The organism is Pseudenhygromyxa sp. WMMC2535 (assembly GCF_011083025.2).
The window spans coordinates 9,147,939-9,171,579 of sequence record NZ_JABJWV010000001.1 but is presented as its reverse complement, the minus strand read 5'-3'; the positions used below and the strand labels follow the sequence as shown (position 1 = coordinate 9,171,579).

22 protein-coding genes are annotated in these 23,641 nt (G+C 68.3%); 8 read left to right on the top strand and 14 right to left on the bottom strand.

The features are described from left to right. Positions 1–193 precede the first annotated feature (193 nt). Entirely contained in the window at positions 194–1,354 is a 1,161-nt protein-coding gene (locus tag G6O69_RS35390; RefSeq protein ID WP_255215963.1) for a hypothetical protein, read from the top strand. Positions 1,355–1,433: 79 nt separating this feature from the next. Here G6O69_RS35390 and G6O69_RS35385 read toward each other — a convergent pair whose 3' ends face one another. Further along, positions 1,434–2,213, bottom strand: a complete 780-nt coding sequence (locus tag G6O69_RS35385) for a Bax inhibitor-1/YccA family protein (protein WP_172307880.1) — start codon at positions 2,211–2,213, stop codon at positions 1,434–1,436. Positions 2,214–2,366: 153 nt separating this feature from the next. Between G6O69_RS35385 and G6O69_RS35380 the strand changes: the two genes are divergently transcribed. Beyond that, positions 2,367–2,804 (top strand): TerB family tellurite resistance protein, encoded by a 438-nt coding sequence (locus G6O69_RS35380; RefSeq protein WP_172307879.1) that lies wholly within the window; start codon positions 2,367–2,369, stop codon positions 2,802–2,804. 90 nt (positions 2,805–2,894) lie between these two features. On the opposite strand, the gene G6O69_RS35375 is transcribed toward G6O69_RS35380, so the two are convergent. Further along, positions 2,895–3,824, bottom strand: coding sequence for a methyltransferase (locus tag G6O69_RS35375; RefSeq protein ID WP_255215962.1), 930 nt, complete (start codon positions 3,822–3,824; stop codon positions 2,895–2,897). Positions 3,825–4,045: 221 nt separating this feature from the next. On the opposite strand from G6O69_RS35375, the gene G6O69_RS35370 reads away from it, so the two are divergent. Next, positions 4,046–4,489, top strand: coding sequence for a hypothetical protein (locus tag G6O69_RS35370; protein WP_172307877.1), 444 nt, complete (start codon positions 4,046–4,048; stop codon positions 4,487–4,489). Positions 4,490–4,500: 11 nt separating this feature from the next. Here the strand turns inward: G6O69_RS35370 and G6O69_RS35365 are convergent, their stop codons facing one another. Both G6O69_RS35365 and G6O69_RS35360 read right to left on the bottom strand, forming a co-directional pair. After that, positions 4,501–5,748: a saccharopine dehydrogenase NADP-binding domain-containing protein gene (locus G6O69_RS35365; RefSeq protein WP_172307876.1), complete on the bottom strand. Its 1,248-nt coding sequence runs from the start codon at positions 5,746–5,748 to the stop codon at positions 4,501–4,503. Positions 5,749–6,529: 781 nt separating this feature from the next. Beyond that, complete coding sequence (locus G6O69_RS35360; protein WP_172307875.1) at positions 6,530–7,372, bottom strand: helix-turn-helix domain-containing protein; 843 nt, start codon at positions 7,370–7,372, stop codon at positions 6,530–6,532. Between the two features lie 17 nt (positions 7,373–7,389). Between G6O69_RS35360 and G6O69_RS35355 the strand changes: the two genes are divergently transcribed. Beyond that, positions 7,390–7,770 carry a cupin domain-containing protein gene (locus G6O69_RS35355; protein WP_172307874.1) on the top strand — a complete coding sequence of 127 codons (381 nt, stop codon included), beginning with the start codon at positions 7,390–7,392 and terminating at the stop codon, positions 7,768–7,770. A 27-nt stretch (positions 7,771–7,797) separates the two neighbouring features. Here the strand turns inward: G6O69_RS35355 and G6O69_RS35350 are convergent, their stop codons facing one another. The 4 genes from G6O69_RS35350 to G6O69_RS42560 all read right to left on the bottom strand — a co-directional run bounded on the left by G6O69_RS35350 (position 7,798) and on the right by G6O69_RS42560 (position 13,149). Continuing rightward, complete coding sequence (locus G6O69_RS35350) at positions 7,798–8,397, bottom strand: hypothetical protein (protein WP_172307873.1); 600 nt, start codon at positions 8,395–8,397, stop codon at positions 7,798–7,800. 386 nt (positions 8,398–8,783) lie between these two features. After that, complete coding sequence (locus tag G6O69_RS35345; protein WP_172307872.1) at positions 8,784–11,081, bottom strand: membrane dipeptidase; 2,298 nt, start codon at positions 11,079–11,081, stop codon at positions 8,784–8,786. 107 nt (positions 11,082–11,188) lie between these two features. Continuing rightward, positions 11,189–11,899: a TerB family tellurite resistance protein gene (locus G6O69_RS35340; protein WP_172307871.1), complete on the bottom strand. Its 711-nt coding sequence runs from the start codon at positions 11,897–11,899 to the stop codon at positions 11,189–11,191. Positions 11,900–11,955: 56 nt separating this feature from the next. Then, positions 11,956–13,149: a ribonuclease D gene (locus G6O69_RS42560; RefSeq protein WP_172307870.1), complete on the bottom strand. Its 1,194-nt coding sequence runs from the start codon at positions 13,147–13,149 to the stop codon at positions 11,956–11,958. A gap of 137 nt (positions 13,150–13,286) precedes the next feature. Between G6O69_RS42560 and G6O69_RS35330 the strand changes: the two genes are divergently transcribed. Genes G6O69_RS35330 through G6O69_RS35320 form a run of 3 tightly spaced genes read left to right on the top strand, consistent with a single transcriptional unit; the run spans position 13,287 to position 15,297 of the window. Next, positions 13,287–13,805, top strand: a complete 519-nt coding sequence (locus G6O69_RS35330; RefSeq protein WP_172307869.1) for a hypothetical protein — start codon at positions 13,287–13,289, stop codon at positions 13,803–13,805. Then, the gene (locus tag G6O69_RS35325; protein ID WP_172307868.1) at positions 13,802–14,695 is read left to right on the top strand and encodes an STAS domain-containing protein; all 894 of its coding nucleotides are present in this window, start codon (positions 13,802–13,804) and stop codon (positions 14,693–14,695) included. The genes G6O69_RS35330 and G6O69_RS35325 overlap by 4 nt, the downstream gene beginning before the upstream one ends. 26 nt (positions 14,696–14,721) lie before the next feature. Then, a complete protein-coding gene (locus G6O69_RS35320) occupies positions 14,722–15,297 on the top strand; it encodes a GNAT family N-acetyltransferase (protein WP_172307867.1) in 576 nt (191 codons plus the stop codon). Positions 15,298–15,357: 60 nt separating this feature from the next. Here G6O69_RS35320 and G6O69_RS35315 read toward each other — a convergent pair whose 3' ends face one another. Further along, complete coding sequence (locus G6O69_RS35315; protein WP_172307866.1) at positions 15,358–16,032, bottom strand: STAS domain-containing protein; 675 nt, start codon at positions 16,030–16,032, stop codon at positions 15,358–15,360. Between the two features lie 14 nt (positions 16,033–16,046). Between G6O69_RS35315 and G6O69_RS39500 the strand changes: the two genes are divergently transcribed. Further along, positions 16,047–16,232, top strand: coding sequence for a hypothetical protein (locus G6O69_RS39500; protein ID WP_217909977.1), 186 nt, complete (start codon positions 16,047–16,049; stop codon positions 16,230–16,232). Here the strand turns inward: G6O69_RS39500 and G6O69_RS35310 are convergent. The 5 genes from G6O69_RS35310 to G6O69_RS35290 all read right to left on the bottom strand — a co-directional run bounded on the left by G6O69_RS35310 (position 16,219) and on the right by G6O69_RS35290 (position 23,514). Continuing rightward, a complete protein-coding gene (locus tag G6O69_RS35310) occupies positions 16,219–17,940 on the bottom strand; it encodes an IgGFc-binding protein (protein WP_172307865.1) in 1,722 nt (573 codons plus the stop codon). The genes G6O69_RS39500 and G6O69_RS35310 overlap by 14 nt on opposite strands. Before the next feature lie 512 nt (positions 17,941–18,452). Beyond that, positions 18,453–19,463 carry a hypothetical protein gene (locus tag G6O69_RS35305; RefSeq protein WP_172307864.1) on the bottom strand — a complete coding sequence of 337 codons (1,011 nt, stop codon included), beginning with the start codon at positions 19,461–19,463 and terminating at the stop codon, positions 18,453–18,455. 63 nt (positions 19,464–19,526) lie between these two features. Continuing rightward, complete coding sequence (locus G6O69_RS35300) at positions 19,527–20,891, bottom strand: hypothetical protein (RefSeq protein WP_172307863.1); 1,365 nt, start codon at positions 20,889–20,891, stop codon at positions 19,527–19,529. Positions 20,892–21,087: 196 nt separating this feature from the next. Further along, a complete protein-coding gene (locus tag G6O69_RS35295; protein ID WP_172307862.1) occupies positions 21,088–22,341 on the bottom strand; it encodes a DUF4397 domain-containing protein in 1,254 nt (417 codons plus the stop codon). Positions 22,342–22,377: 36 nt separating this feature from the next. Next, complete coding sequence (locus G6O69_RS35290) at positions 22,378–23,514, bottom strand: DUF4397 domain-containing protein (protein ID WP_172307861.1); 1,137 nt, start codon at positions 23,512–23,514, stop codon at positions 22,378–22,380. Between the last annotated feature and the right edge of the window lie 127 nt (positions 23,515–23,641).

Below are 23,641 nucleotides of genomic sequence, written 5' to 3'. Positions count from 1 at the left end.
TGTGCGCATGCGCGAGCTGCTCTGCGACTCGCGCGTGCGTGCGCTCGGCCCTCGTGAACTCGACGACTTTCGTGCGAGATCACGAGGGCCGCTGTCATCAATGTGGCGCGCGGCTGGGTGCTCTCGACCCCGGCGAAGGGGAGGGCTCGCGAGGGAGGCTTGGCCGGCGACGCGCGCTGATATGCTCGCGGCGATGGCCTGCAAACGCCTGCTTCATCCCTCCTTGGCTTGCGTGATCTCCCTGCTCGGTCTCGCCTCCTTCGCCTGCTCCGACGACGGCAGCGGCGAGGGCGAGAGCGACGATGAGGGCGGCCCGATCGAGAACCCGCTGACGGATCCCGAGTCGGGTCCGGCGGCCGGGAACCCCGAGGGCAGCTGCGCGATCCCTGCCGCGGCCATGCCCGCCGACGTCTCGAGCCCCGACACGGTGATCGGCGACGGCAGCCCCGAGAGCTGCACGAGCGCGGCGGTGGTCGACGCGGTCGCCGGCGGCGGGGTGATCACCTTCGACTGCGGCCCCGACCCGATCACCATCACCCTCGAGCAGACGGCCAAGATCTTCAACGACACCGGCCCGGAGATCGTCATCGACGGCGGCGGGCTGGTCACGCTCAGCGGGGCCGGGGCGCGGCGCATCCTGTACATGAACACCTGCGATCAGGATCAGGTGTGGACCACGGCGATGTGCCAAAACCAGGACCACCCCCAGCTGACGGTCCAGAACATCACCTTCGTCGACGGCAACGCGACCGGCGAGGAGGTCGACGGCGGCGGCGGCGGGGCGATCTTCGTGCGTGGCGGTCGCTTCAAGCTGGTCAACACGCGCTTCTTCAACAACATCTGCGACGAGAGCGGGCCGGACATCGGCGGCGCGGCGGTCCGCGTGCTCAGCCAGTACGAGGGCGAGCCGGTCTACGTGGTCAACAGCACCTTCGGCGGCGAGCCCGGCCTGGGTAACAGCTGCTCCAACGGCGGCGGTCTGAGCAGCATCGGCGTGTCCTACACGGTGATCAACAGCTACTTCGCCTACAACGAAGCGATCGGCAACGGGGCCAACCCGGCCCAGGATGGCACGCCGGGTGGGGGCAGCGGCGGGGCGATCTACAACGACGGCAACACCTTCACGCTGCGGCTGTGCGGGACGAAGATCGAGCACAACACCGCCAACGAGGGCGGCGGGGCGATCTTCTTCGTGTCCAACGACCGCAGCGGCTCGCTGGTCATCGAGGACTCGCAGCTGTGCGACAACCCCAGCGCGGGCTTCGAGACCCAGGGCTACCCGGGGATCTTCGTGCTCGACGACGACGACGCGCCCCAGGTCAGCGACTCGTCGCTGGCCGAGACCTGCGGGTAGCGCCGCGGCAGCCTGGTGCGCAGACGCAAAAAAGCCGCCCTCCGGAGCCCGGGGGCGGCTTTTTTGTTTGGCCTCTGGCTCAGTCGCGGCTGCCGCCGAAGAGGCGCAGCAGGAAGAGGAAGAGGTTGATGAAGTCGAGGTAGAGCTCGAGGGCGCCGAGGATCGCCAGGTTCCCGCCGCCACCGCGCATCAGGTAGATCTGCTTGATCTTCTGGGTGTCGTAGGCGGTCAGGCCCGCGAAGATCAACACGCCGATCATCGCCCGGACCATGAAGAAGAGCGGGCTGATCTGCTGGTGGAAGACCGAGGTCATCAGCACCATGACGATGCCCGAGACGATCAGCCCGATCAGGCCCATGAACAAGAACTTGCCCATGCCCGAGAGGTCGCGCTTGGTCGTGTAGCCCCACAGCGCCAGGGCGCCGTAGGTGACCGCCGTGATCGCGAAGGTCGAGGCCAGCGAGGCGCCCGTGTAGATCAGGAAGATCGGGGCCAAGGACACGCCCATCACCGCCGAGAAGGCCAGGAACACGCCGATGGCGGTGCCGGGCTTCATCGACTGGATGCGCGAGGCGAAGATCATCACGAAGATCAGCGGGGCGAGCAGGAGCACCCAGCGCATGCCGCCAGTGAAGAGCGTCTGGAGCAGGGCGTCGGACTGCGAGACGGCGTAGGCGGCGATGCCGGTGACGCCGACACCGGCGGCCATCCACGCGTTGACCCCGGTCATGAACTGGTCGACGCCAGAGGCGAGCTGAGCCCGCGGATCCTGCGTCGGCGCGCCCGGGGCGTAGGAGGGTCCCGGTCCGTATGGGTTGCGCTGGCCGTGGGGATCGTGCTGCGAAGGCTGCGGCTGCATGCTGGGAGTGTGAACACTGCTTCCCGGACGGTCAATTCCAAGCGGGCAGGTGCTCGGCTGGCATCCCGACTCCACAGCCTGCTGGAGATGGGTCAAAGATGCGAGGCTCGCGCCGGCCTTGCCTGGCCGCGGGTCACGCGGGATGCTGGGGCCGTGAGTGGCCCAGGAAAGTCCCCAGATCTCGACGACGAGGACGACCGCGAAGAGGAGGAGCCGGCGACGCCGGTGCCCGAGGTGTCCTATCTCGCAGCCATCCGGGTGTGGGCCGCAGCCGCCTGGGCGGACGGAAAGCTCGTCCCTCGGGAGGCCGCGGCCATGCGCGGGATCGTCGAGCGCTTCCCCCTGAACGACAAAGAGCGTGCGCTGGCCCTCGGATGGATCGAGACGCCGGTCGAGTTCGAGACCAACGAGGTCGTCAATTGGCCCTATCCCGTGCGCGTGGGCGTGTTCCGGGCGGCCGCCGACATGATCGCCTGCGACGAGGAGATCGACGGCGACGAGCGGCGCTTCCTCGATCGCCTGCGCGACACGCTGCGCATCCCCGAGGACGAGGCCGAGCGCGTGCTCGAGAGCGTGTCCTCGGGGTCCTGAGCCGGCTCGAGTCGGATTCGAAAACGAGAGAGCCCCCGGCGACGCTGCGGTCGACGGGGGCTCGGCGCATTCAATGCGCGAGCGCGAGCGCTACTCGGGCTTCTTGAACTTCAAGGTCATGCGGTCGGACTCGCCGATCGCCTCGTACTTGGCCTTGTCCTCGTCGGACATGGGGTTGTCACGGTCGCCGCTCGACAGGCTGGGCGGCAGGTTCCACACGCCGCCGGGGTGGTCCTTGGTGTCGCTCGGGTTGGCGTTGATCTCGGACTTCTCGACGAGCTCGAAGCCGGCTTTTTGTGCGGCCTCGATGACCACGGCCTCGGGCAGGTAGCCCTGCTTGGCGGTCTCCTCGGCGTTGGTGCCCTCGGCCGCGCGGTGCTGGACCACGCCAAAGATGCCGCCGGGCTTGAGGGCCTTGAAGGCCGCGCCGTAGATCACGTCGGTCATGCCGTTGTTGTACCAACCGTGGCTGTTGCGGAAGGTCAGGACCACGTCGGCGCTGCCCTCGGGGGCGAAGTCGACGGTGTCGAGGGTGGCCTCGGGCGACACGCCGGCGACCGCGGGCGTGCCGTAGAGCTCGGGGTTGGCGGCGATCTTCTCGGAGAACTTGACCGCATAGGCGCCGTAGCGCTCGTGGTCGGCGGGCCAGTTGGCCACGAGGTAGGTGCCCTCGTCGCGCAGGTAGGGCCCGAGGATCTCGGTGTACCAGCCACCGCCCGGCCACAGCTCGACGACGGTCATGTTGCGATCGACCCCGAAGAACTCGAGGGTCTCCTTGGGGTGACGGTAGGTGTCGCGGGCCTTGTTGGCGTCGCTGCGGTGGGCGCCGGCGATGGCGCTGTCGAGGTCGGGGAAGGCCGGGGCCTCGGCGGCGGCGGCGTCCGTGCTCTCGGGGGTCGCCTCGCTGGCCTCGTCGGCGTTGACGGTGGCGTCCTTGTTCTTGTCACAAGCGGTCGCGCTCAGGCCGAGGCCGAGGGCCGCGAGCAGCGTGACGTTGGTGAGCGTTCGGGTCGTCGACATGGCGCGCATCGTACACAGGCGAACTCTTGCGTCCAGTTGAGCGCGGCGCGAAGGCGTGGGCGAGCGTCGCTCGAGGACACTCGAAGATCGGCGAAGACGGGCGATGCAGGGCGTGTAGCTGCGATGCGCAGCGCTCGCCGAAGCGCGCAGCGGATCGCCGTGATCAAACATCGAGTCGCAGCATGTAACGTGCGAGGCGAGTCGGAGATAGGGTTAGACCCGTGAGCACGAGCGAGTTCCGCGTCGACCCGGTGGGGGTCACTCTGATCGTCGGCTTCGGCCTGTTGATCACCCCTGGGGTGGTGTTCGTGAGCGTCTATCTGCTCTCTCACCACTTCGACTTCGCGCAGGCCTCCGTGGGTGAGCTGATCGCCGCGGGCCTGTCTGCGCTCGTCGGCGTGGTGGTCGTGCGCGCGACGGCGCGGGAGCTCGCCGGTGGCGTGGGCGTGGTGATCGACGAGCAAGGCGTGCGCAAGGGCGGCAAGACGATCCCCTGGTCCGAGGTCGAGAGCCTCGAGGCGCCGCAGTTCGGGCTGCTCGACATCGTCGCTGGCCAGGCCACGCTGCGCCTGCGGACCTACCTGTACCGCGACCGTCGCAGCTTGCTGCGCTTCATCGCCGAGCGCACGGGCAAGACGGCGCCCGAGCTCGGCAACAGCTTGTAGGCGAGCGCGCTTCAGCCCTCGACGCGGAAGGTCATCCCCGCTCGGCGCAGGCGCTCGAGCAGGGCGTCGCCCATGGTCGACGCGGGCGTGCGGATGCCTCCGGGGGAGTCGAGCGCGTCGAGGGCCAGGCAGCGCGCCGACTCGCCGAGCATCTTGGCGGTCTCGCCGTAGCCGGGATCGTTGGTGCCCTCGACCCGCCCGCGCAGCTGCAGGCGCCTGCCGCTCTGGTCGACGCCGTCGGCGATCAGTCGGCACACGAAGTAGCCGGCCTCGCGGGTGTCGCGATCGGGGCCCTCGCCGGGCTTGGGCAGGCGGCGCTCGATCAGCCGGCGCGCGGGACCGATCGCCATCAGGCCGAGCCCCACGCCCACGCCCACGCTCAGCGCGGCCGCGAAGGCCAGGCCGCGGACGCCCCGGCCGGTGCTCATGGACTCGGCGTAGCGAAATTCGCGGCCGTAGGCGAAGTCGAGCAGGGCGTTGCTGCGGCGCACGACCTTGGCGTTGATCGCCGCCATCACGAACGGCCCGGTCCACATGCCGAGGTCGCGGTCGAGGCGGACCCCGTTTTGGTCGCCGCCGTCTCGGCCCGGGGGCTCGGACTTGGGGTAGAGCGAGTAGGGGTTGGCGAGAATTTTGAGCACCGAGCGATCACGGGAGACCTCGTCGACCATGTGCAGCATCGAGGCGATGGTCCCTCCGCTGGCGCCGCCCTTGCTCTCGCCGGCGAAGAAGCGCACGCGCTCGACGTGGCCGCCGCGCTCGGCGAAGGCGCGGTGAAGCATGTAGGTCCCGAGGTCCGAGGGCAGCGAGTCGTAGCCGCAGCAGTGCACGATGCGCGCGCCGTTGAGCACGGCCCGCTCGTGGTGGCTGGCGATCATCCGGTGGACGAACTGGGCCTCGCCGGTGAGGTCGCAGTAGTGCGTGCCGTGGGTGACGCAGGCGGCGACCACGGCCTCGCCGTACTTGGCGTAGGGGCCGACGGTCGAGCACACGACCTTGGTGCTCGAGGCGATCGCGTCGAGGGAGGCGCGGTCGAAGCTGTCGCCGATCAGCAAGGGCAGCTCGGCGGCCGCGGGGACGATCGCGGCGAGCTGATCACGCAGCGCCTCGAGCTTGTCGCGGGAGCGCCCCGCGAGCGCCAGGCGAAGCTCGTCGAGGGCGCCGTTGCGGACGAGGTACTCCGCGACCAGGGCACCCGTGAAGCCGGTGGCTCCCCACAAGACGAGGTCGTGGTCACGCTTGACGGTGGGCTCGGTCATGGCCTGAACACCGTCCTGCGGGGGAGCGCCGAGGTCAAGAGCCCGCCAGGGGACGAGCGGTGGCGGGGCTGGCGGCTGCGCCGGAGGCTTTGCCCATGCACCTCGTGCCGGGCTTCGAGGTGTCGCTGTCGTCGTGCAATCATCACCGAGGATGCGCGCTCGAGTCTTCGTCGGTCTGTGCGTGGCGGGTTGTGCCGCTGCCGAGCCAACACCCACGAGCCCGCCCATCGCTGCCCACGAGGCCCCTGCCCAGCGCGCGCCGGAGACCGCCGAGAGCCGCGCGCCAGATCCAAAGCCCCGTCCGATGAACGAAGGCGCGGCGACCTCGATACCCGCGGGCCCTGGTGAGGATGGTTCGGAGGATGTCTGCGCGCGCATCAATCGAGACGGAGAGCTCCCGCGAGGGCCCAACCCCGCGCTCCCGCGGCAAGTCGGCGCGCCTGCGCTGGGCGCGGCTGGACCTGGCACCGCGTCGCGCTCCGCCGAGGTCTGGCGGCGGGTCCTGGACTCTCCCAGCCCGCCGTGGTCTGCCCTCGAGCGCACGACCTGGGCACGCGAGGACGGTCGACCAGGTTGCACTCGGATCCGCTTTTGCGTCACCCCCGACGGGAGCGTGGGCGAGGTCGAGACGCTCTTGCCCTTTCGCGGTGATCCCCTCGTCGACGAGATCGTCGTCGAGACCGTCTCTGCGTGGCGCTTTCGGCCGATCCCCGAAGCCGAGTCCGAAGCCGAAGCCGTGTGTATCGACTGGGAGATACGAATCGAACGCTCATGGAAGGGGCTAACCAACCGAGGCGGCGAATTGCCGCGGGCTCTTGCCGACGATCGCCTTGAAGTCGCGGGTCAGGTGGGCCTGGTCCGCGTAGCCGAGCTCGGCGGCGAGCTCGGCGAGGCTCGGCGCTTCGCCCTGCTCGATCCGCGTGGCGACCTCCTGTAGGCGGTTGCGGCGGATCACGTACTTGGGCGTGGCGCCGACGTGCGTCCGGAACAGGCGCTGGAGCCCGCGCAAGGACAGGCCGGCCGCGTCGGCGAGGGCCTGGGCGGAGGTCAGCTCGGGGTCGCTGGCGATCCGCTCGACGAGGGCGACGGCCTCGCGATAGCCGACGTCCTCGCGTCCGCTCGCGCGAGCTTCGAGCCAGCGCGCGAGCGCGGCCAGACCCTCCGCGTCGTCGCTGGGGTCGAGCACGGCCTCGCGCAGGCGCTCGGCGTCGGGGTCGAAGCCGGCGAGGGGGACGATCGAATTGCCGAGCTCGGCGGCGGGCGCGTCGAAGATCGCCGTGACCGCGCCCGCGCGGAGCTTGGCGGCGCGGACGAAGCCGCGCTCGCTCAGGGTTCGACGCCACAGCCGGGTCCAGACCCCCACGACCCGAGCCTCGCGCCGCCCGTGGCCGTGCTCGAAAACGACGTTGACGCAGGGATCGCTGAGCAGCTCGGTGTGATGCGGCGGCTGACCACGCAGATCCCAGCGCCCGACCCACAAGCTCTCGACGAAGGCGGCCAGCGCGGGGGGCGGCACATAGCTGGCCGCGTCGACCCGTCGGCCGCTGGTCCGCGAGCTGACCAGGCCGCGGGCGCGGCCGGTCTCGGGCAGTCGCGTTTGTTCAAGCTTCAGTCTCTCGGCCATGGGATGAATGGCTCACCATGAACGATATCCGAGTCAAAGCCATCGAGGAAATCGAGCCCTACACCGGCGAGTATGCGCTCCCAGGCATCCGCTTTCGCTACGCCGGCAAGGCGCTCGAGGTCTCGGCCTGGGGCATGAACGTGATCGAGCTCGACCCCAACATCGACGCCTACCCCGAGCACGACCACGCGTCCGACGGCCAGGAGGAGGTCTACGTGGTCTTGCGTGGCTCGGCGAGGATCGTGGTCGGCGAGACCTCGACCACGGTTCACGCCGGCGACATGATCCGCGTCGGGCCGAGCGCGCGGCGCAAGTTCGTGACCGAGGACGAGGGGGTCAGCCTGCTCGCGCTCGGGGGCACGCCTGGAAAGGCCTACACGCCCTCGTGGGGCGGATAGGGCGGCGAGATTCGCTCTCGCAGCCGCTCAAAAAGAGATGCCGACGGTCGCGTTGCCGTTGAAGAAGATGCCGTCGGTCACGGTCTTGGGCCAGGGGTTCGCGCGCAAGGCGATGATCCCGAACCCGAGCTGGAGGTTGTAGAACATCTGCGTCGCGCCGAAGTAGCCCTTGTAGCCCGAGTAGAACTCCGGGATCAGGTTGAAGTCGAAGTAGCTCCCGTCGTCGACGACGTTGTTTCGCAGCCACAAAAACTCGGGGTAGAGGACGAGCTCGCTGTTGATGCCCTTCCACCAATATTGGCGATAGCCCACGGCGACGGCGGCCATCAGCTTCTCGCCTTCGCCCTCCACGAAGGTCCACGGGCGAAAGTTCAAGCTCGCGATGAGCTCGCCCTCGAGCCCGTTTTTGGCCGAGAAGAGCACGCGGTTGTACTTGACCTGAATGATCTTGGGGACGACCGGCCAGATCAGGTTGAACTCGATCCCGTTCTTGAGGCCGTCGCGGTGAGCCCGGCGCAGTGCTTTGAGGTCGACCTCGGGGCAGGGGGGCTCGCTCGCTGGCGAGTCGTCTTCGACCGCCGCTGGGCCTTCGTCGGCGGCGGTCGGCGCTGCGGCCCTCGCTGTCACTGGCGCGAGCCCCAAGGCCAGCGCTGCCAAGCAGACGCTCGCTCGCACGAGTTGGAGCCCACGCTCACGACCCGCTGCGCGGGCACCAAGAGTCTTCATTCGTATCTGAACCATCGACGCGATCTCCTCGCCTCGTCGCCGCATCACCACGACTGTGATGCTCCTGGCGCGAGGTGCCGAGAGACGAGATTGAGCAGTGCTCAGCTCGTTGTTGAGCACTGCTTAGCGCATCGCGGGCCGGGAGGCAATGGGTCTCTCGCGCCCGTGGACGAGGTTTTGCACGTAAACGCAGACACCCGCGAGAGCTCGTGGGTGACACGAGATGTCGCGGGCGTCGTGGCGAGCGGAGCTGCTCGCGGCTCGCCTGGCCGATCGTCAGCTGGTCATCAGTCGCCGAACTCGGCCGCCCGGGTCTCGGCCAGCTCCCACATGCGGATATAGCCCTCGGCCGAGCGGAACAGCGGATCCAGGTCGCCGTCCTCGCTGTCGCGGCGGGCGTCCTCGATCAGCTCGGGCAGCAGGCCGATGTGGACCAGGCCCTCGGTGTTGAAGTCGAGCTCGCGCTCGCCGATCACCGGCTGGCTGAACTCGACGTCGCCGGCGTAGGAGCTGAAGGGGTAGGTGACCGGATCCTCCTGGGTGGTGTCGCACAGGCCGTCGCCAAAGCGCGGCCCGCGGGCGCCGGCGAAGCCGTTTAGATCGAAGCCGAAGCCCTCGGCCGGGTAGCCGCCGTGCGCCTCGATGAAGGCGATCTTGTTTTGGTAGCTCTGCCCGGTCCCGCCGGGGTTCTCGGGGTCGTGGCAGCGCGAGAGCCCGGTCTTCGAGATCCCGCCGAGCTCGTAGAGCAGGCCCTCGAAGTTGCGCCCGTGGGTGCCCGCGGCGGGGTAGTTGGCGGCCTCGAGCAGCTCGAAGGCGCGCTTGTAGGCCCACTGCGGCAGGTGGTCGACCTCGATGATCATCCCGCGCTGCATCAGCTCGCCCATGAGCATCTCGCCCATCGGGGTCATGGTCGCGTTTTGGCAGTAGTCGCCCTCGAGCGCCGGCTCGAGCAGCTGGGCCAAGAACAGCGAGGTGGTGTTGACCGGGGCGTCGGGGAAGCCGCTGAAGTCGTAGTCGGGCGTCCCGATGAACTCGTCGCGGGGATCGTTGATCCCGCCGAAGAACACGTCGCCCTTGTCGAAGCCGTCGGTGATCTCGGGCGGGCAGTCCTCGGTGAAGTTGGACGAGTAGCCGCTGTTGAGGAAGTTGCCGAGCTCGATGAAGGCCCGGTTGCCGTCGCCGGGGGAGAAGGCGTTGTCGTACTTGTGGACCGGGAAGATCGCGCGCACGCCGAGGGCGTAGTAGTAGTCGAGCTGCTCTTTGATGTAGGCCTCGTCGCAGGTCGGCGAGCCGTTGCGTGGGGTGATCTTGCAGCCGAAGAGGTCGGAGGTCTCGATGCCGAGGACCACGGCCAGCTTGCCGCTGGCGATGATCTCGCGGGCCTCCGCGGGGGTCTGGACGATGCGGAACCAGCCCTCGCCGGGGCCGCCGGCCTGGGCGTCGATGTAGCGCTCGAGGGCGTAGGACTCGTCGATGATCCGGTCGACGGCGGTCATGTCCTCGCAGTCGTAGCGCGTGGGCTGGAGCTCCTCGCCGACCATGAAGTGGCAGATCGCCGAGTTGGTGGTGGCGTGGAGGACCTCGAGGCGCAGGCCGGCCAGGTAGGCGCGCTCGAGCCAGCGGTAGTACTGGGTCTGGTGCGTGGAGCTGCTCGGGCCGTTGGGCCAGTCGCTGAAGGTGGGGTAGCCGTCGGTGTTGTGGTTGTCGAAGCTCAGCTCGCCGGCGACGAGGTCGGGGATCAGCGCGGACAGGTCGGCATCGTTGGCGCCCGCGGAGTCGAAGGCGTAGCCAAAGAAGTCCTGGCGGCCCATCTCGCCGTGGAACTGCTCGCAGCTCATCAGCGCGTGCTCGACCCCGAGGCGGTGGTAGGGCGCGCCGTGGAAGATGCCGCCGCCGCCGAAGCCGGCGTTGGAGAACACGTGCGAGTGGGTGTCGACGATGCCGTAGAGGATGCCGTCGTCGAAGGTGGTCTTGGCGACGCTGCCCGTGGCGTCGAGGCTGAGCTCGGGGTGCTCGGTGCAGCCCTCGGCGGGATCGAAGGTGATCGCGGCGCCGGTCTCGGCGAGGCCCTCGGCGGCCAGCAGCAGGTCGTTTCGCCGGTTGCGGAGCTGGTACTGATCCCAGTCGACGAGCGAGGTCTCGGGCATCCACTCGGCCCCGGACACGTAGCTGTCGTCGACGAGCAGGATGTCCGACTGCAAGCTGGTCTGGCGCAGCAGCGGGCCACTGTCGGACACGAGGTAGCCGCCGTCTTGGTCGTAGAGCAGGTAGGTGCCGAGGTCCGAGGCCTTCATGTGGAAGGCGGCGGCGGCGTTGGCATCGGCGCTGAACTCGTAGCTCTCGCCCGCGGCCGTGAGCCAGGTGTCGCCGCTGCGCAGCGAGTAGCAGCCGCCGGCGAAGCCGTAGGCGTCGAGCTCGGGGGGCTCGCCGGTGTCGGTCTCGCCTTCGCCGGTGTCCGTCTCGCTGCTGCCGCTCTCGCCGACCTCGTCATCGGTCGTGTCCGAGCCGGTCGCCCCCGTATCGTCGGCGGGACAGGCTGTGAGCAGGAGCGGTCCAAAGAGTAAGGCGAAAGACGAACGACGCATTCGCGGATGGTATCCGAGGGGCCGGCTTTGCTCCAATCAGAATCCTGTTGATCCGCGCGGCGAATTGTCGGCTGGCTCGACTGACGCAGGGCGACGCCCCCCTCGGATCAACGTTCGATGACGGCGATGTCGAAGAAGCCCGCGGCGCTCGCCACGAAGGAGAAGCGCTCCTTGGCCGCCTCGGCGTCGACGCTGTTGCGGATCAGCGGGGCGACCAGGCGAAAGGCTTCGAGGCGGCGGGCGCGGGGCGTGGCGGCCAGCGCTCGGCCGATCACGCCGCCGTCGGACGGGGTCGCGTGGGCCATGGTCGCGAGGCGCTCGCGCTCCTCGAGGCTCGCGGGCAGCCGCTCGACGAGATCGAGGAAAGGCGAGTGATCATCCTCGAATAGGGGCTCGCCGGCGCCGAGGCAGTAGCCGGCGAGCTCGGCCACACGCTCGGCGAACTCGCGCTCGGCTCGCGTCCAGGCTTCGCGCCAAAACTCGAGCTGCACGGGCTCGACACCCAGGCGCTCGGCGAGGCGGGCGAGGATCAGCAGCTCGGGGGTGTCGCGCGAGCCGTCGACCATGGCCATGGTCCAGACTTCTTCGAGCAGGGCGCGGTGCTGGTCGGCGGGGGGATCGGGGAGCGCGGCGTAGCGAGCCTCGAGGGCGCGCTGGTCGGCGATCAGCGCGAGGGCGTCGGCATAGTCCTCGGCGGGAATGCGGTCATCGATCAGGCTCAGCAGGCGCTCGGCCTCGGCGCCGTCGAGGTTGCCGTCGGCGTGGGCGATCAGCCCGCAGGCGACCAGGACCCACTCGGTCTCGCTGGGGATCGTCATCGGCGAGCAGGGTAGTACATCCGCGCGATATCGGGCTGGAAGCGGAGCAGCTGGGCTCAGTCGGACGCGGACGCCCCGGCTGCGCAACACTTCGAAAGCGCGCCGCCGTAGCGAGCGATGCGCTTGTCGCCGAGCTCGGGGCAGGCCTGGAGGTCGTGGGCTCCGTTGGCGGCCAACCACTCGAGGGCGCGCTTGGGGAGCACGGCGTGGTGGGGGAGCTCGCGGCGCTCGGCCTCCTCGCGGCGCCAGGCCTGGAGGGCCTTGGTGCGGGCGAGCTCGGCGTTGGAGGGCCGGGGACGCTGGGGCTTGGGCGGGGGCGCGGGCGGCTCGCGCAGGGCCGCGGCGATGGTCTCGACCAGCTCCTCGCCGTGCTCCTGGATCAGCTTTCGGCGCAGGCGCAGGCGGCCGAGGGCGGCGGCGTCCCGGGGCGCCCGGCGGGCGACGTGGAGCAGGAGATCGTTGGCGATCAGCCGGCCAGGGGGGCGGTCGAGCTCGCGACCTTTGCGGTCGCGCCAGGCGTAGAGGGCCGTGAGCACGGGGAGGCGCTCGCGGGGCAGGGCGCGGATGCCCTTGAGTTTCCACATCCGCGCGGGGTCGAAGGCGTTTTGGTGGGCGTCGGCCTCGGACACGCTTTGGTTGGCGATCTCCAGCTCCTCCTCGAGGTCGGCCTCGGCGATGTGGGAGACGAGGGCCTCACCGACCTCGGGCAGGTGGATCACGTCGTCGAGGGCGTAGCGCAGGGCCTCGTCGTGGAGCGGCCGCTGCCCCCAGTCGTACTGGCTGTGGGCCTTGGCCAGGCTCACGCCGCAGACTTCCTCGACGACGGCGGCGTAGCCCGTCCGCGACCAGCCCAGGAAGCTGGCCGCCTGCTGGGTGTCGAAGAGCCCGGCGATCTCGATGGCATAGTCACGCTTGAGGCAGGCGACGTCGTAGGAGCCACCGTGAATCCACACGCGCAGGCCCGGATTGGCTAGGGGCTCGGCGAGCGGGGCCAAGCTCGCGGCCAGGGCCTCCGCGTGGGCCTCGTCGGCCGTCCCCGGGGTGGGGGCAGCGGGGCCCAGGGCCAGGGTGTCGACGAGCCACAGTGTTCCACCGACGTTCAGTTGGAGCAGGCAGACGCGCTCGCGATAGACGAACATCGAGTTCGACTCGCTGTCGAGGGCGACCCAGGGGGCGCCTTCGAGGGCCTCGGCGAGGGCCAGGAGGTCCGCGGCGTCGCGGACCCAGCGGTGGGCAGGTAGGTCGCTCACCGGCCAAAGGTAGCACCCCCGATCGCCCTCGACCCGAGGCTGGCCCGGGGTGCATTGTGGTCAGTGCACGGGAGTCGCGCGTATGGACCTGCGCCGGCCAGCCGGGATATCACTTAGCCGTCAACATGGAGGTTGATATGAGTGAGCAGCAAAAGCGCGAATACTCCGGCCAGGCGCTGAACACCGTGGTCCTCGGCCTCTCCCACTCGCAGGCCATCGTCGACAAGGTCCTCGCCGACGCCGGCGTCGAGCGCATCGATCCCGAGGCCTGGTACGACTTCGACTGGGCCGGGCGGATCTTCACCAAGCTCGAGGAAGTGCTCGGCGCCGCGGTGGTCAAGGAGTGTGGGCGCAAGATGATCGAGAGCGCCGAATATCCGCCCGAGATCGACAGCGTGGCGGCGCTGCTCCCCGGCCTCGGTCCTTGGTATGCGCTCCACGCCCGCGGCCCTGGGGTCGGCACGATCACCTGCGAGATCGAGGACGAGCACAGCGCGATCCTCGACTGGTCGACGCCGGGCTTCACCTGCGCCTTTTGTGTTGGGATCCTCGAGGGCGCCTGCGAGCGCTACGGCGTCAAGCCGCTGATCGAGCACGGCGCGGGCGGGTGTCGTGACGACGGCGCGCCGACCTGCATCTATCACGTCAGCTGGTGAGCACCTTGGAGACCTCCCTGCTTGCGCACGCGCGACCCCAGATGGTCGCGGCCGCCGTCTCGCGTCTGTGTCGGCGCAAGGCGAGCGTCTACGGCCAGATCGGCGAGGAGGTCTGTCGGACCCACGTCGTGGCGGGCCTCGACGCGCTCGAGCAGGACCTCCAGACGGGCAAGGCCGAGGCCCTGCGTCCTTTCGTCTACGCGCTCGTCGACGGCCTCGACAGCGCCGGCCTCAACTACTCCGACCTGCGTCACTACGTACAGACGCTGCGTCAGCAGGTCCGCGAGGTTCTCGGGGAGGGCGAGGCGGGGCTCGCCCTGCTGGCCGCGAGCGAGGGCTGGTTCTTCGACTTGATGCAGGTCAGCACCATGCGCTTCATGGTCCTGCGCGATCAGGCGCTCGAGCGCGAGTCGAGGCGCCACGGCGTCGAGCGCCTCGAGACTCAGCTCGCCGAGCTCGAGATCGCGCTGGCCGAGAAGACCGAGCTGCTCGACCTCATCCGCCAGGCCTCGACGCCGATCGCTCCGGTGGTTCGCGGCATCTTGGTGGTGCCCCTGGTCGGCACCTTCGACTCCTTTCGCGCCCAGCTGCTGACAGAGCGCCTGCTTCAGGAGGTCGCCAAGGTCCAGACCCGCTCGGTGATCCTCGACATCAGCGGGGTGCCGGTGCTCGACTCCGACGCCGCGCAGCTGCTGATCCGCCTGGCTCGCTCGGTCCGCCTGCTCGGGGCCGAGATCATCCTCGTGGGCATGTCGCCGGAGAACGCGGTGACCATCATCAACTTGGGCATCGAGCTGAGCGACTTCGAGACCTGCGGCTCGCTGCAAGACGGCCTCGCCCGCGCGCTGGTCCTCCAGCGCATGCGAATCGTGCCCTTCGCAAAGCACTGAGAGTCTCGGCCTGCTAAAATCAGCGCATGGCCAGCGCGCTGGGCGAGCTCGACACGGTGCGGATCCGTCTGGCGAGCCGCCGCGACGTCCCCGAGCTGGCCCGCGTCCACGTCGAGAGCTGGCACGCGGCCTACGCTGGGATCATCTCGGCGCGCAACCTGGCGCTGACGACCGTGCGCCGGAGCGAGGCTCGCTTTCGCGGCTACTTCTTGCGAGGCGCCGAGCTCGAGTCTCCGCTGCACGTCGCCGAGGGCCCCGAGGGCATCCTCGGCTACGTCAACGGCGGGCCCACGGACGAGCGCAGCTTGGGTCTGCGCGGGGAGATCTTCGAGCTCTATCTGCTCCCCGAGGCGCACGGCCGGGGCGTGGGTCGCAGGCTGCTCGGCGCGGGGCTGTGGTCCCTCGCCGCCCGCGGGCAGCTGCCGGTCCTCGTGTGGACGCTGGCCAAGAACAACCGGGCGCGCCGCTTCTACGTGGACATGCACGCCCACGAGATCGCGCGCGGGAGCGTGGCCATTGGCGACCAGCGCCTGACCAAGGTCGCCTATGGCTGGTTCGACTACCTGCCCTGGCCGGAGCACGCGCCGGGGGAGCTCGGCTGAAGACTCGGCGGACTCGGCGGACTCGGCGCTAGCTTGCGCCAAGACAGCCCGGATGACGGGTCAGTCGTCTCGCTTGCGACGCAGGCACTCGCGCAGCGCCTGCTGAAGATTGCGCTTCGCGTCGAGCTCGGAGAGATCGACGCCGAGATCGACGAAGGTGCGGGCGACGGCGGGCTGAACGCCGCTGAGCATGCATGTGGCACCGAGCAAGCTGGCGGCGCGCACGACCTTGATCAGGTGATCGGCGGTGTGCGTGTCGACGAACTCGACGCCAGTGATGTCGAGGATCACCCACTCGACCTGGGTCTGAGCGATGCGCTCGAGCAGCTGCTCCATGATGTCGAGGCTGCGTTGGGTGTCGATCACGCCGACGATCGGGAGCGCGAGTACGCCCTCCCACAACTCGAGCAGGGGCGTGGACAGCTCGCGGATCGCCGCCGCCTGGATCTCGATGGTTTCGGCTTTGGCGCGGAGATCTCGCTGCTGAGACTGGATCCGCGCGGCCTGGGCCTCGAGCTGCCCTTGCTGAGCGAGCAGCGAGGCTTCCTTCTCGCGGTTGGCCGTGGTCGCTGTCTCGATGTCGGCGACGAGGCGCTGGACGGTCTGCTCGACGCGGCCAAAGGGGTCATCCGGGACTGTGTCGCAAGTAGCGATGGCCTCGAAGTCTCCGGCGAGGAGATGCGCGAGGGTGTCGGTCAGTCGCTGCAGGCGAGCGTCGAGATCGGGGATGTCCATGGGGCAGCGCCGCAATGATCTCGCATCGAGGGTGGAACGTCGAGGCCCAAGTCAGGCTCGGGAGCGCCCACTCGCGGGCCCGGCCCGGCGGCGGGAGCGAGGCGCACGCGCAGGTCGCCCGAACAAGCGCGAGGCGCCGACGGGATCGCCGGCGCCTCGGGCTGGGCACGCGCAGGGCCGCCGTGCCTACTGCGGGTTGATGTCCGCGAGCTTCATGCCGCCAGGGAAGGCGTAGGAGGTCGCGGAGGTGTAGCCGAGGATGATGATGCCAAAGGGGGTGTCCGAGTTGATGAAGTGGTTGCCCTCTTCGATCTCGACGTCGGCGACCTCGAAGTTGCCGACGGTGTAGTACCCGCTGACGTCTTGGCCATCGAGGCTGACCGCGGACCCACCTTGCTGGCGGATGACCTGGACGTAGGTGACCGTGTAGCCAGTGCCCGTCGCGAAGGTGTAGGCGTCGAGGAACTGCTCGGTGGGCACCATCTGGTACATCGAGGGATCTCCGGTGCCGGCGCCGCCAGTCTCGCTCTTGCCCTCGAGGTACTGCACGGGCATGAACGGCCCGTCGCTGGTGAAGATCACGCTCTCGTCGGTGGCGAACTCGTACCACTCGCCGCGGTCGAGGATGATCGGGAAGCCGGGCTGGGTCGGGCTGACGTTGATGACGACGTCGTCCTCGCCGCCGTAGAGCCGCCAGTGGAACTCCTCGTCGCCGCGGGTGGGCGCGTGGGGTCCGACGTACTCCTCGCCCCAGTAGTCGAGGGGCAGCATCTGCTCCTCGATGTGGTCGGCGTACTTGGTGCCGGCCGGGACGTTGACGATCTCCGAGCCCGAGATCAGCACGATCGGCTTGTTGGCCGACACGAAGGTGCCCGAGACGTCGACGTGGTTGTCGGCGGTGACCTGCATGGAGTCACCGCGGTTCATGACGACCTGGCCCTGACCGCCGGCGTTGACCGCCGGGACGCCGACGCCGGACAGGGTGTCCACGGGCGGCTCCCAGGTGACGATGGTCGAGTCCTCGGTCGCGATGACGTTGAAGTAGCTGGGGTAGAAGTTGGTCAGCCAGGGGTAGTAGGAGGCGACGACGTGGTTCTCGCGCAGGGCGTACTCGGGCAGCAGCATCGAGGCGTCGTTGGTGTAGATCGACTCGATCGGCGAGTGCAGGTAGGCGATCACGGGGAGGTCGCTCTCGACGCGGTAGGTGCCGCCGGTGCGCTTGACGGAGATCCCGTCCATCTCGGGCCCGACCATCTCGAAGGCCTGAACCCCGCCCGGCGGGATGATCACGGCGTTGCCCACGGTCTGCTCCTCCCCGTCGACCGGGGTGCGGTAGAGCTGGACCGTGGCCTGGACGGTCTCGGATACGTTGCCAACGACGAGCGAGTCCGGCGAGTCGGGGTCGTAGTTGTCCATCTTCTGGGCGAAGAAGGAGCAGCCCACGGAGCTCGGGGTCAGCTGCTCGAGCTCGCACAGCGCGACGCAGGCGCCATCGAGGCAGCCCTCATTGTCCTCACAGGCCACCGGAGCGCCGAACTCGCTGCCATCGTCGGTGCAGGTGATGACCGCGTTGCCCTCGCACTGGACCTCGCCCGGGGTGCAAAAGAGCGCGCCGTCGGTGGTGTCCGTGGTGTCGGTGGTCCCCGTGTCGGTGGTCTCGTCGGTGCTCCCGGTCCCCTCGGTCTCCGTGTCCGTGGAGTCGGTCGTGGTGTCCGTGCTCTCGGTGGTGTCCGTGGTGGTGGTGTCGCCGATGTCGTCTTCGTTCGAGGACGTCGAGGTGTCCTGGCCGTCGGCGGTGGCGAAGATCGTGTCGTTCTCACCGCCGTCGTCGGTGCAGGCGAAGGCGAGGCTCAGGGCGCTCAGGCAAATGGTGGTGGACAGCAGCGTGAAAGAGGGCTGGGTCGTCATGTTCAGGCTCCAGAAGCTAGGGACTAGAAAAGAGGGGTAAAAAGGGGGGTCTAGCTCCCCTAGTTTGCGCTGGTTGGGTCGCCCTCGCCAGTGAGTGGCCGTTCTAGGGCCACCAGCACGGTTCACTGAACTGTTTGACAGCTTCGAAGCCATGCACGTGTATGGATCGATGCGCGAGTCTGCGCGGGGATCGGGTCGCGCCAGCCGGCATATCGGCGGAATCGCTCGGGGTTTCGATCGTGCGAGGCTGGTTGCGCGCACGCCAGGCGCGAGCATCGGCGATCGCTGCGAAGGCCACTCGCACAGCGTTTACAGGCCCCTCGCTTGGGCGAGCTCACGCGAGCTGCTCGTGCAGCGGGGCGCTACGCTTCGCGCAGAAGGCTCAGTTGCACCTGTTGGTCGTCGCAGTCGGGGCAGCCGAGCTCGCGGATGGGATAGCGACCCGGGACAGAAATGTCATAGGCAACGATTTGCTTGGACGCGATGCGCGGCCGATACGCGGGGCGAGATTGTCATTGCCAGTCCACGGGGAGCGAGAGGGGGGATGAATCGACGCCGAAATTGTTGGGGTCGAAATTATTGGGGAAGACGTTGGCAGGCAGGGCGGTGGCGTTGACCACGATGGTGCCCACCTCTCGCGCGACGCGGGTCGGGAGCGCCAGCTTGGCGGCGACCACCTCGGTGACGCACGCGCCTTGTTCGGGGTCGCCCGAGCGGAGCGTGGCGGAGGCGACCGCTCCGCTGGCTGCGAAGTCGATCTCGAGCTGAAAGGGGACCCCCTGCCCGTCGACCTCGGGCACGCAGCTGGCGAGCCCGCGAGCGACCTCGACGTGGTTCGCTTCGACCATCTTGGCGACGGCGGCCCGGTGTTTGGTGAGCGCAGGGGCGTCGACCAGCTCCAGGGGACGCCGGATGGCCAGCACTCCGAGGATGCCGACTTGCGGGAGCTCTTGCCGAGGCGGGGCCGAGAGCCGCCCCCAATTTTCAAAGCTGAGCGTCCAGTTGGTGCAGAACTCGGGGGGCTCGTGCTCGTCGCTCGACACGAGGGTCTCGCACGTCGACTCGCAGGCCGCGGCCCACTGGGTCTGGAGGGCTCGATTGCGGCCGCTGTTCCATTCGTCGAGGCGCGCGAGGTCGTCTTCGGAGAGCGCCGCGTCTGGGTTCGCAGACGACTCGAACTCGGGAACAGGGTTGTCTCGGGTGAAGCGCAGCTCGGCGTCGTCGATGCAAGCGTGCAGCTCGGCGATCGCGGCCGCGCAAGCCTCTCCTCCGCACCACGCGAGGCACTCGCGATCACGGCAGGCCCGCGCGCAGGTGCCGAGCTCGGCATCGAGGCACTCGCCGGAGAACGCAGGGCTGTCGCTGGTCTTTGCCGTCCCAGCGTCGGCCGTCTCGGCGTCGGCTGTCTCGGCGTCGGCCGTCTCGGCGTCGGGGGCCGAGTCGGGAGACGAGACGTCGGCCGAGACCTGGCTGCACGCTGCGGCCAGCATGCAGGTGAAGAGGGCTGTCGCACGAAGAGACACGCCTGGAGGATCCTATAGGGGCTCCAGCCTGTCCAGACCGGGCTCCAGCCCGCGAGCGGGTGCTCAGAGCATCTCGAGCATGACCTCGCCGGGCTTGTCCGGGTGCACGCGCAGGGGCAGCTCCACGCCGGGCTGGAGCTGGCCTTGGAGTCCGCTCGGGACCAGCTGGCGGAAGCTCGCCTGGTAGGGCGCCTGGTCGTCGCGGGTGATCGTGACCGTGAGCGCCATGAGCGGGACGCCGTTGATCTCGGTCCCGGTGGTCTCGATCTGCTCGAGCCGCCCGCGGGCGGGTAGGCCGTGGCGGCGCAGGTACACGGCCTGCTCGCCGGACTTGCGCAGGCCCTTGCCCATCCCCGCCAGGAGGAGCCCTGTGAAGCCGATGGACAGCCCGGCAGGGATGGCGCCGGCCCAGCCGAGGAAGAGGCCGCCGACGAGGCAGATCCCCGTGGGCACGAGCATGAGCAGGCCGAGGCCGTAGAGGACGTTGCCCGTGCCGGCGCCGGTCGAGCGCGAGGCGAGCGCGACGGCGCGCTCGGTGTGGAGCGCGGTCGCCTGGGGCAGGCTCAGCGGGCACAGCGAGAGCGCCGGGTAGCGTTGGACGAAGGCCTCCATGGCCACGCGTCCGTTGGCGCTCTCCTTGCCCATGCGCGCGCTCAGAGCCGCGACGGCGCCCTCGATGTCGCCCCTGCGCTCGAGCGCGTTGGCCCGCAGCACCGCGCAGACCGGGTCGCGGGCGTCGTGGATCGGGATCTGGTCGTCGGCGGCGCCGAGCACCGCGAGCACGTTTTCGTAGTCGCCCCGGAGCGTGTCGATGAAGGCCCGGGCGGCGCGGTAGGCCGAGTCGCTCTCGAGGTCGTCGGAGCGCGGGTCGCAAGGCGCCAGCCAGGCCTCGGCGGCCTGGAGGTCGCGCTCCTTGGCCGCGGCCGTGGCCAAGGTCGCGCGCAGCACCTGCTTGTGGCGCGGGAGATAGAGCACCTCGAGCGAGGTCTCGAGGATCGCTCGCCGACGATCGGGCTCGTCGTTTAGGACGTAGTAGTTGTTGGCGATCAGCGTGAGGAAGAACAGGCGCTCGGCGGCGTCGGGGCTGCCCGTGGTCTTCACCTCCTTGCGCGTGGCTTGATAGATCGCAAAGGCCTCCTGGACCTTGGCGGGGGCGAAGACCGAGCCGGCGAGCAGGCGCCGGAGCGACTGGGGGGGCTGCCAGGGCGTGCCATCCTGGGCGCGCAGCCGGTCGAGCCGGGTCGCCTCGTCGACGGGCGCCGAGGGTGCAGGCATGGCCGCGGCGGGGGCCTCGAGCTCGCGCTCGGCGAACTGATTCAGGGCGCCACAGTAGGCGCAGGGCAGCTGGCCGCCGGCGAGCGGGGCCTCGAGGGGGGCGCCGCAGGACTCGCAGAGGAGGACGCGCAGTTGGTTGTCGAAGTGGCGCATGGCGGATGAGCGCCCGAAGCATCGAGACGCGTGGGAGATGATAGCAAGTCGCGCTCGGGCCGGATGGTTTCGAGCGCTACGCCAGGCGTCGAGCAGCTGCAGGCGCTCGAGCGCGGGTGTTTGGGCCGCTCGCCATCTTCCGCGCCGGGGCTGGGCTTGCGGATGGTGGGCGCGGTTGGTGATTGGGGGGCGCAGGTCAGGGCAGGCAGCTCGAGGTGTCGACCTCGCAAAGCTCGGTGCAGGTGAGTGTGCCGCTGGTCTTGCCGTAGAACTCGCAGGTGAGGGTGCCAAAGTCCTCACCCTCGCACTGATCGTGGACGAGAATTACTCCATTTCCACATTCTTCGGAGGGGTGAATGATGATTCCGTATGTTCCGTCGGAAGTGATATAATGTGTCTCGATTTCTCCGCCCAGCTCTTCGATGTTGTTGGTGTAGATGTTGACATACTCTCCGCCTGGGAACTCCGGGAGTTCATAGATCAAGGCTGGCGTGAGGTTGTCGTCGGGGTCGAAGCCGATGGTGTGGGGTCCTACGGGGACATCGATGGTGCCGTCCGCGCGAAACTGGAGATCATCGATGTGCATGGCGGGCGGGGTCGTGTCGAGATCGATGATGTCGAATTCGAGAGCCGAGTGGGGCCACCAGCTCATGTCTGCAGACAGATGCGCGAAGTGCAGGCGAGTGGTGGCAGGATCGATGCCTTCGGGGTCGTCTTCAAATATGATGATCTCGGTTGGGGATGATTCAGTTGCCTCATAGTTTACGAGGCTGTAGATTTTTCCGTCCTCGAGTTCGATCGGTCCATAGACGGGTTCGTCGAGTGAATCTTCATGTTTGAATGTGTGCATCCCTGCCGGGATTTCAATGTATGGTGACGCCTCTTGGACGTCGATGAAGAATATCGCAATATCGCTGTCGTCCATGAAGATGTGGCCAGGCTGGCCAGAGGCGTAGATCGTTCGAACTTGGGCGAAGCCCAAGTCTTCGCCGGAGCTGGACTCGCCGTCATCGGTCGAGCTCTCGTCGGAGCTGGACTCGCCGTCATCGGTCGAGCCTTCATCGGAGCTGGACTCGCCGTCATCGGTCGAGCCTTCGTCGGAGCTGGACTCGCCGTCATCGGTCGAGCCTTCATCGGAGCTGGACTCGCCGTCATCGGTCGAGCCTTCATCGGAGCTGGACTCGCCGTCATCGGTCGAGCTCTCGTCGGAGCTGGACTCGTCAGTCGAACCATCGTCACCAGCCGAGTCGGCTTCTCCATCGCTGGACTCCTCGTCACTCGAGCTGGACTCCTCGTCGGGATCGGCGACCTCGTCGTCACCGCTGGGACTCTCGCTCTCGTCTGCGGCGACGTCTTCGTCTAGAAACAGGGGGCGCTCCGCGCACGCGCTCAGGGCAAGCAGGGAGAGCGCGCCGAGGAGGATGGGGGAGGGGTTTTTTTGGGTGTTCATGGCGTGTCTCGCGTGGTCGATCTGCGCTCGGGAGGGTCAGGGCAGGCAGCCGGAGGTGTTCACGGCGCAGCTCTCGGTGCACATGAGCGCGCCGCTGGTCATGCCGAAGGACTCACAGGTCAAGGTCCCAAAGTCGTCAGCTTCGCACTGCTCGTAGTCGAGGATCTGCCCGTCCCCGCAGGCCGTGTTGATGTAGTCGTAGACGATCTTTTCGACGGCGCCGTCGCTGGTCTGTGTCACGATCAAGGGGTCGCCACCGTAGGCGAACTCGTTGTTCGTGAAGACGCTGAGGTAGTCGCCTCCGCTGACCTCCGGGAGGTGGTAGACCCAAACTGGGGTCGAGTTGTCATCGGGGTCGAAGCCGATGGTGTGAGACCCCGCTGGGAGATCGACGTAGGCGTGCGTTCGGAAGTCGAGATCGTCGACGAGCAGGGCCGGGACTTGGGCGTCGAGGTCGAGGACGTCGAACTGGAGGGTCTGTAAGGGATACCAGCCCATGGTGTCTGACACGTGCATGAAGTGCAGGCGCATGTCCGTGGGGGCGATGTCCTCGCTGTCATTGAGGAATAGCTCCATCAAGGTGCGCTCGTCCCCCTCGATGTCGACGATGAAGAAGACCATGGTGTACTCGCGACCGGCCTCGAGCTCGAAGGGCCCAAACTCCTCGTGGTCGTCTTCGTCGTCGTTCGTGGTGTCGTAGTGGAAGACGTGGGAGCCGGCGGGGACCTCGACGTAGGGGTGGCTGCCATTGGTGTCCTCGATGGGCAGTGGCTCGGCTTGGTCGTCGATGAAGACTTCATCGAAGGCGCCGGTGATCGTGATTGGCCGGACCCAGGCCGTGTCCGGCTCTTCGCCGGTATCGGACTCCTCGGAGCCAGACTCGTCGCTGGTCGACTCGTCGTCTTCACTGTCGGAGCTGGTGTCGCTGTCGGAGCTGGTGTCACTGTCGGAGCTGGTGTCGCTGTCGGAGCTGGTGTCACTGCTCGTCGATTCGTCATCTCCAGTGGCGCTCGACCCTTCGTCGGGATCGCCAACCTCGTCGTCTCCGCTCGTGCCCTCGCTCTCGTCTGCGGCGACCTCGTCATCCTGAGAGGGCTGATCTCCACAGGCGCTCGAGGTGAGCAGTGAGAGCGCAGCGCCGATGAGGGGGAGATGTGAAGTGCGAGCTCGCATGCCGCGAGCTTGGTCTCTCACGACACAATTTGCATATCTGAAGCGTTACACAACGGTGACATCCTCATTGGCCACAGGAGACGAGTCGCAGCGCTCTCGCTGTGCGGCGGGCGACGTCTCGCAGCGC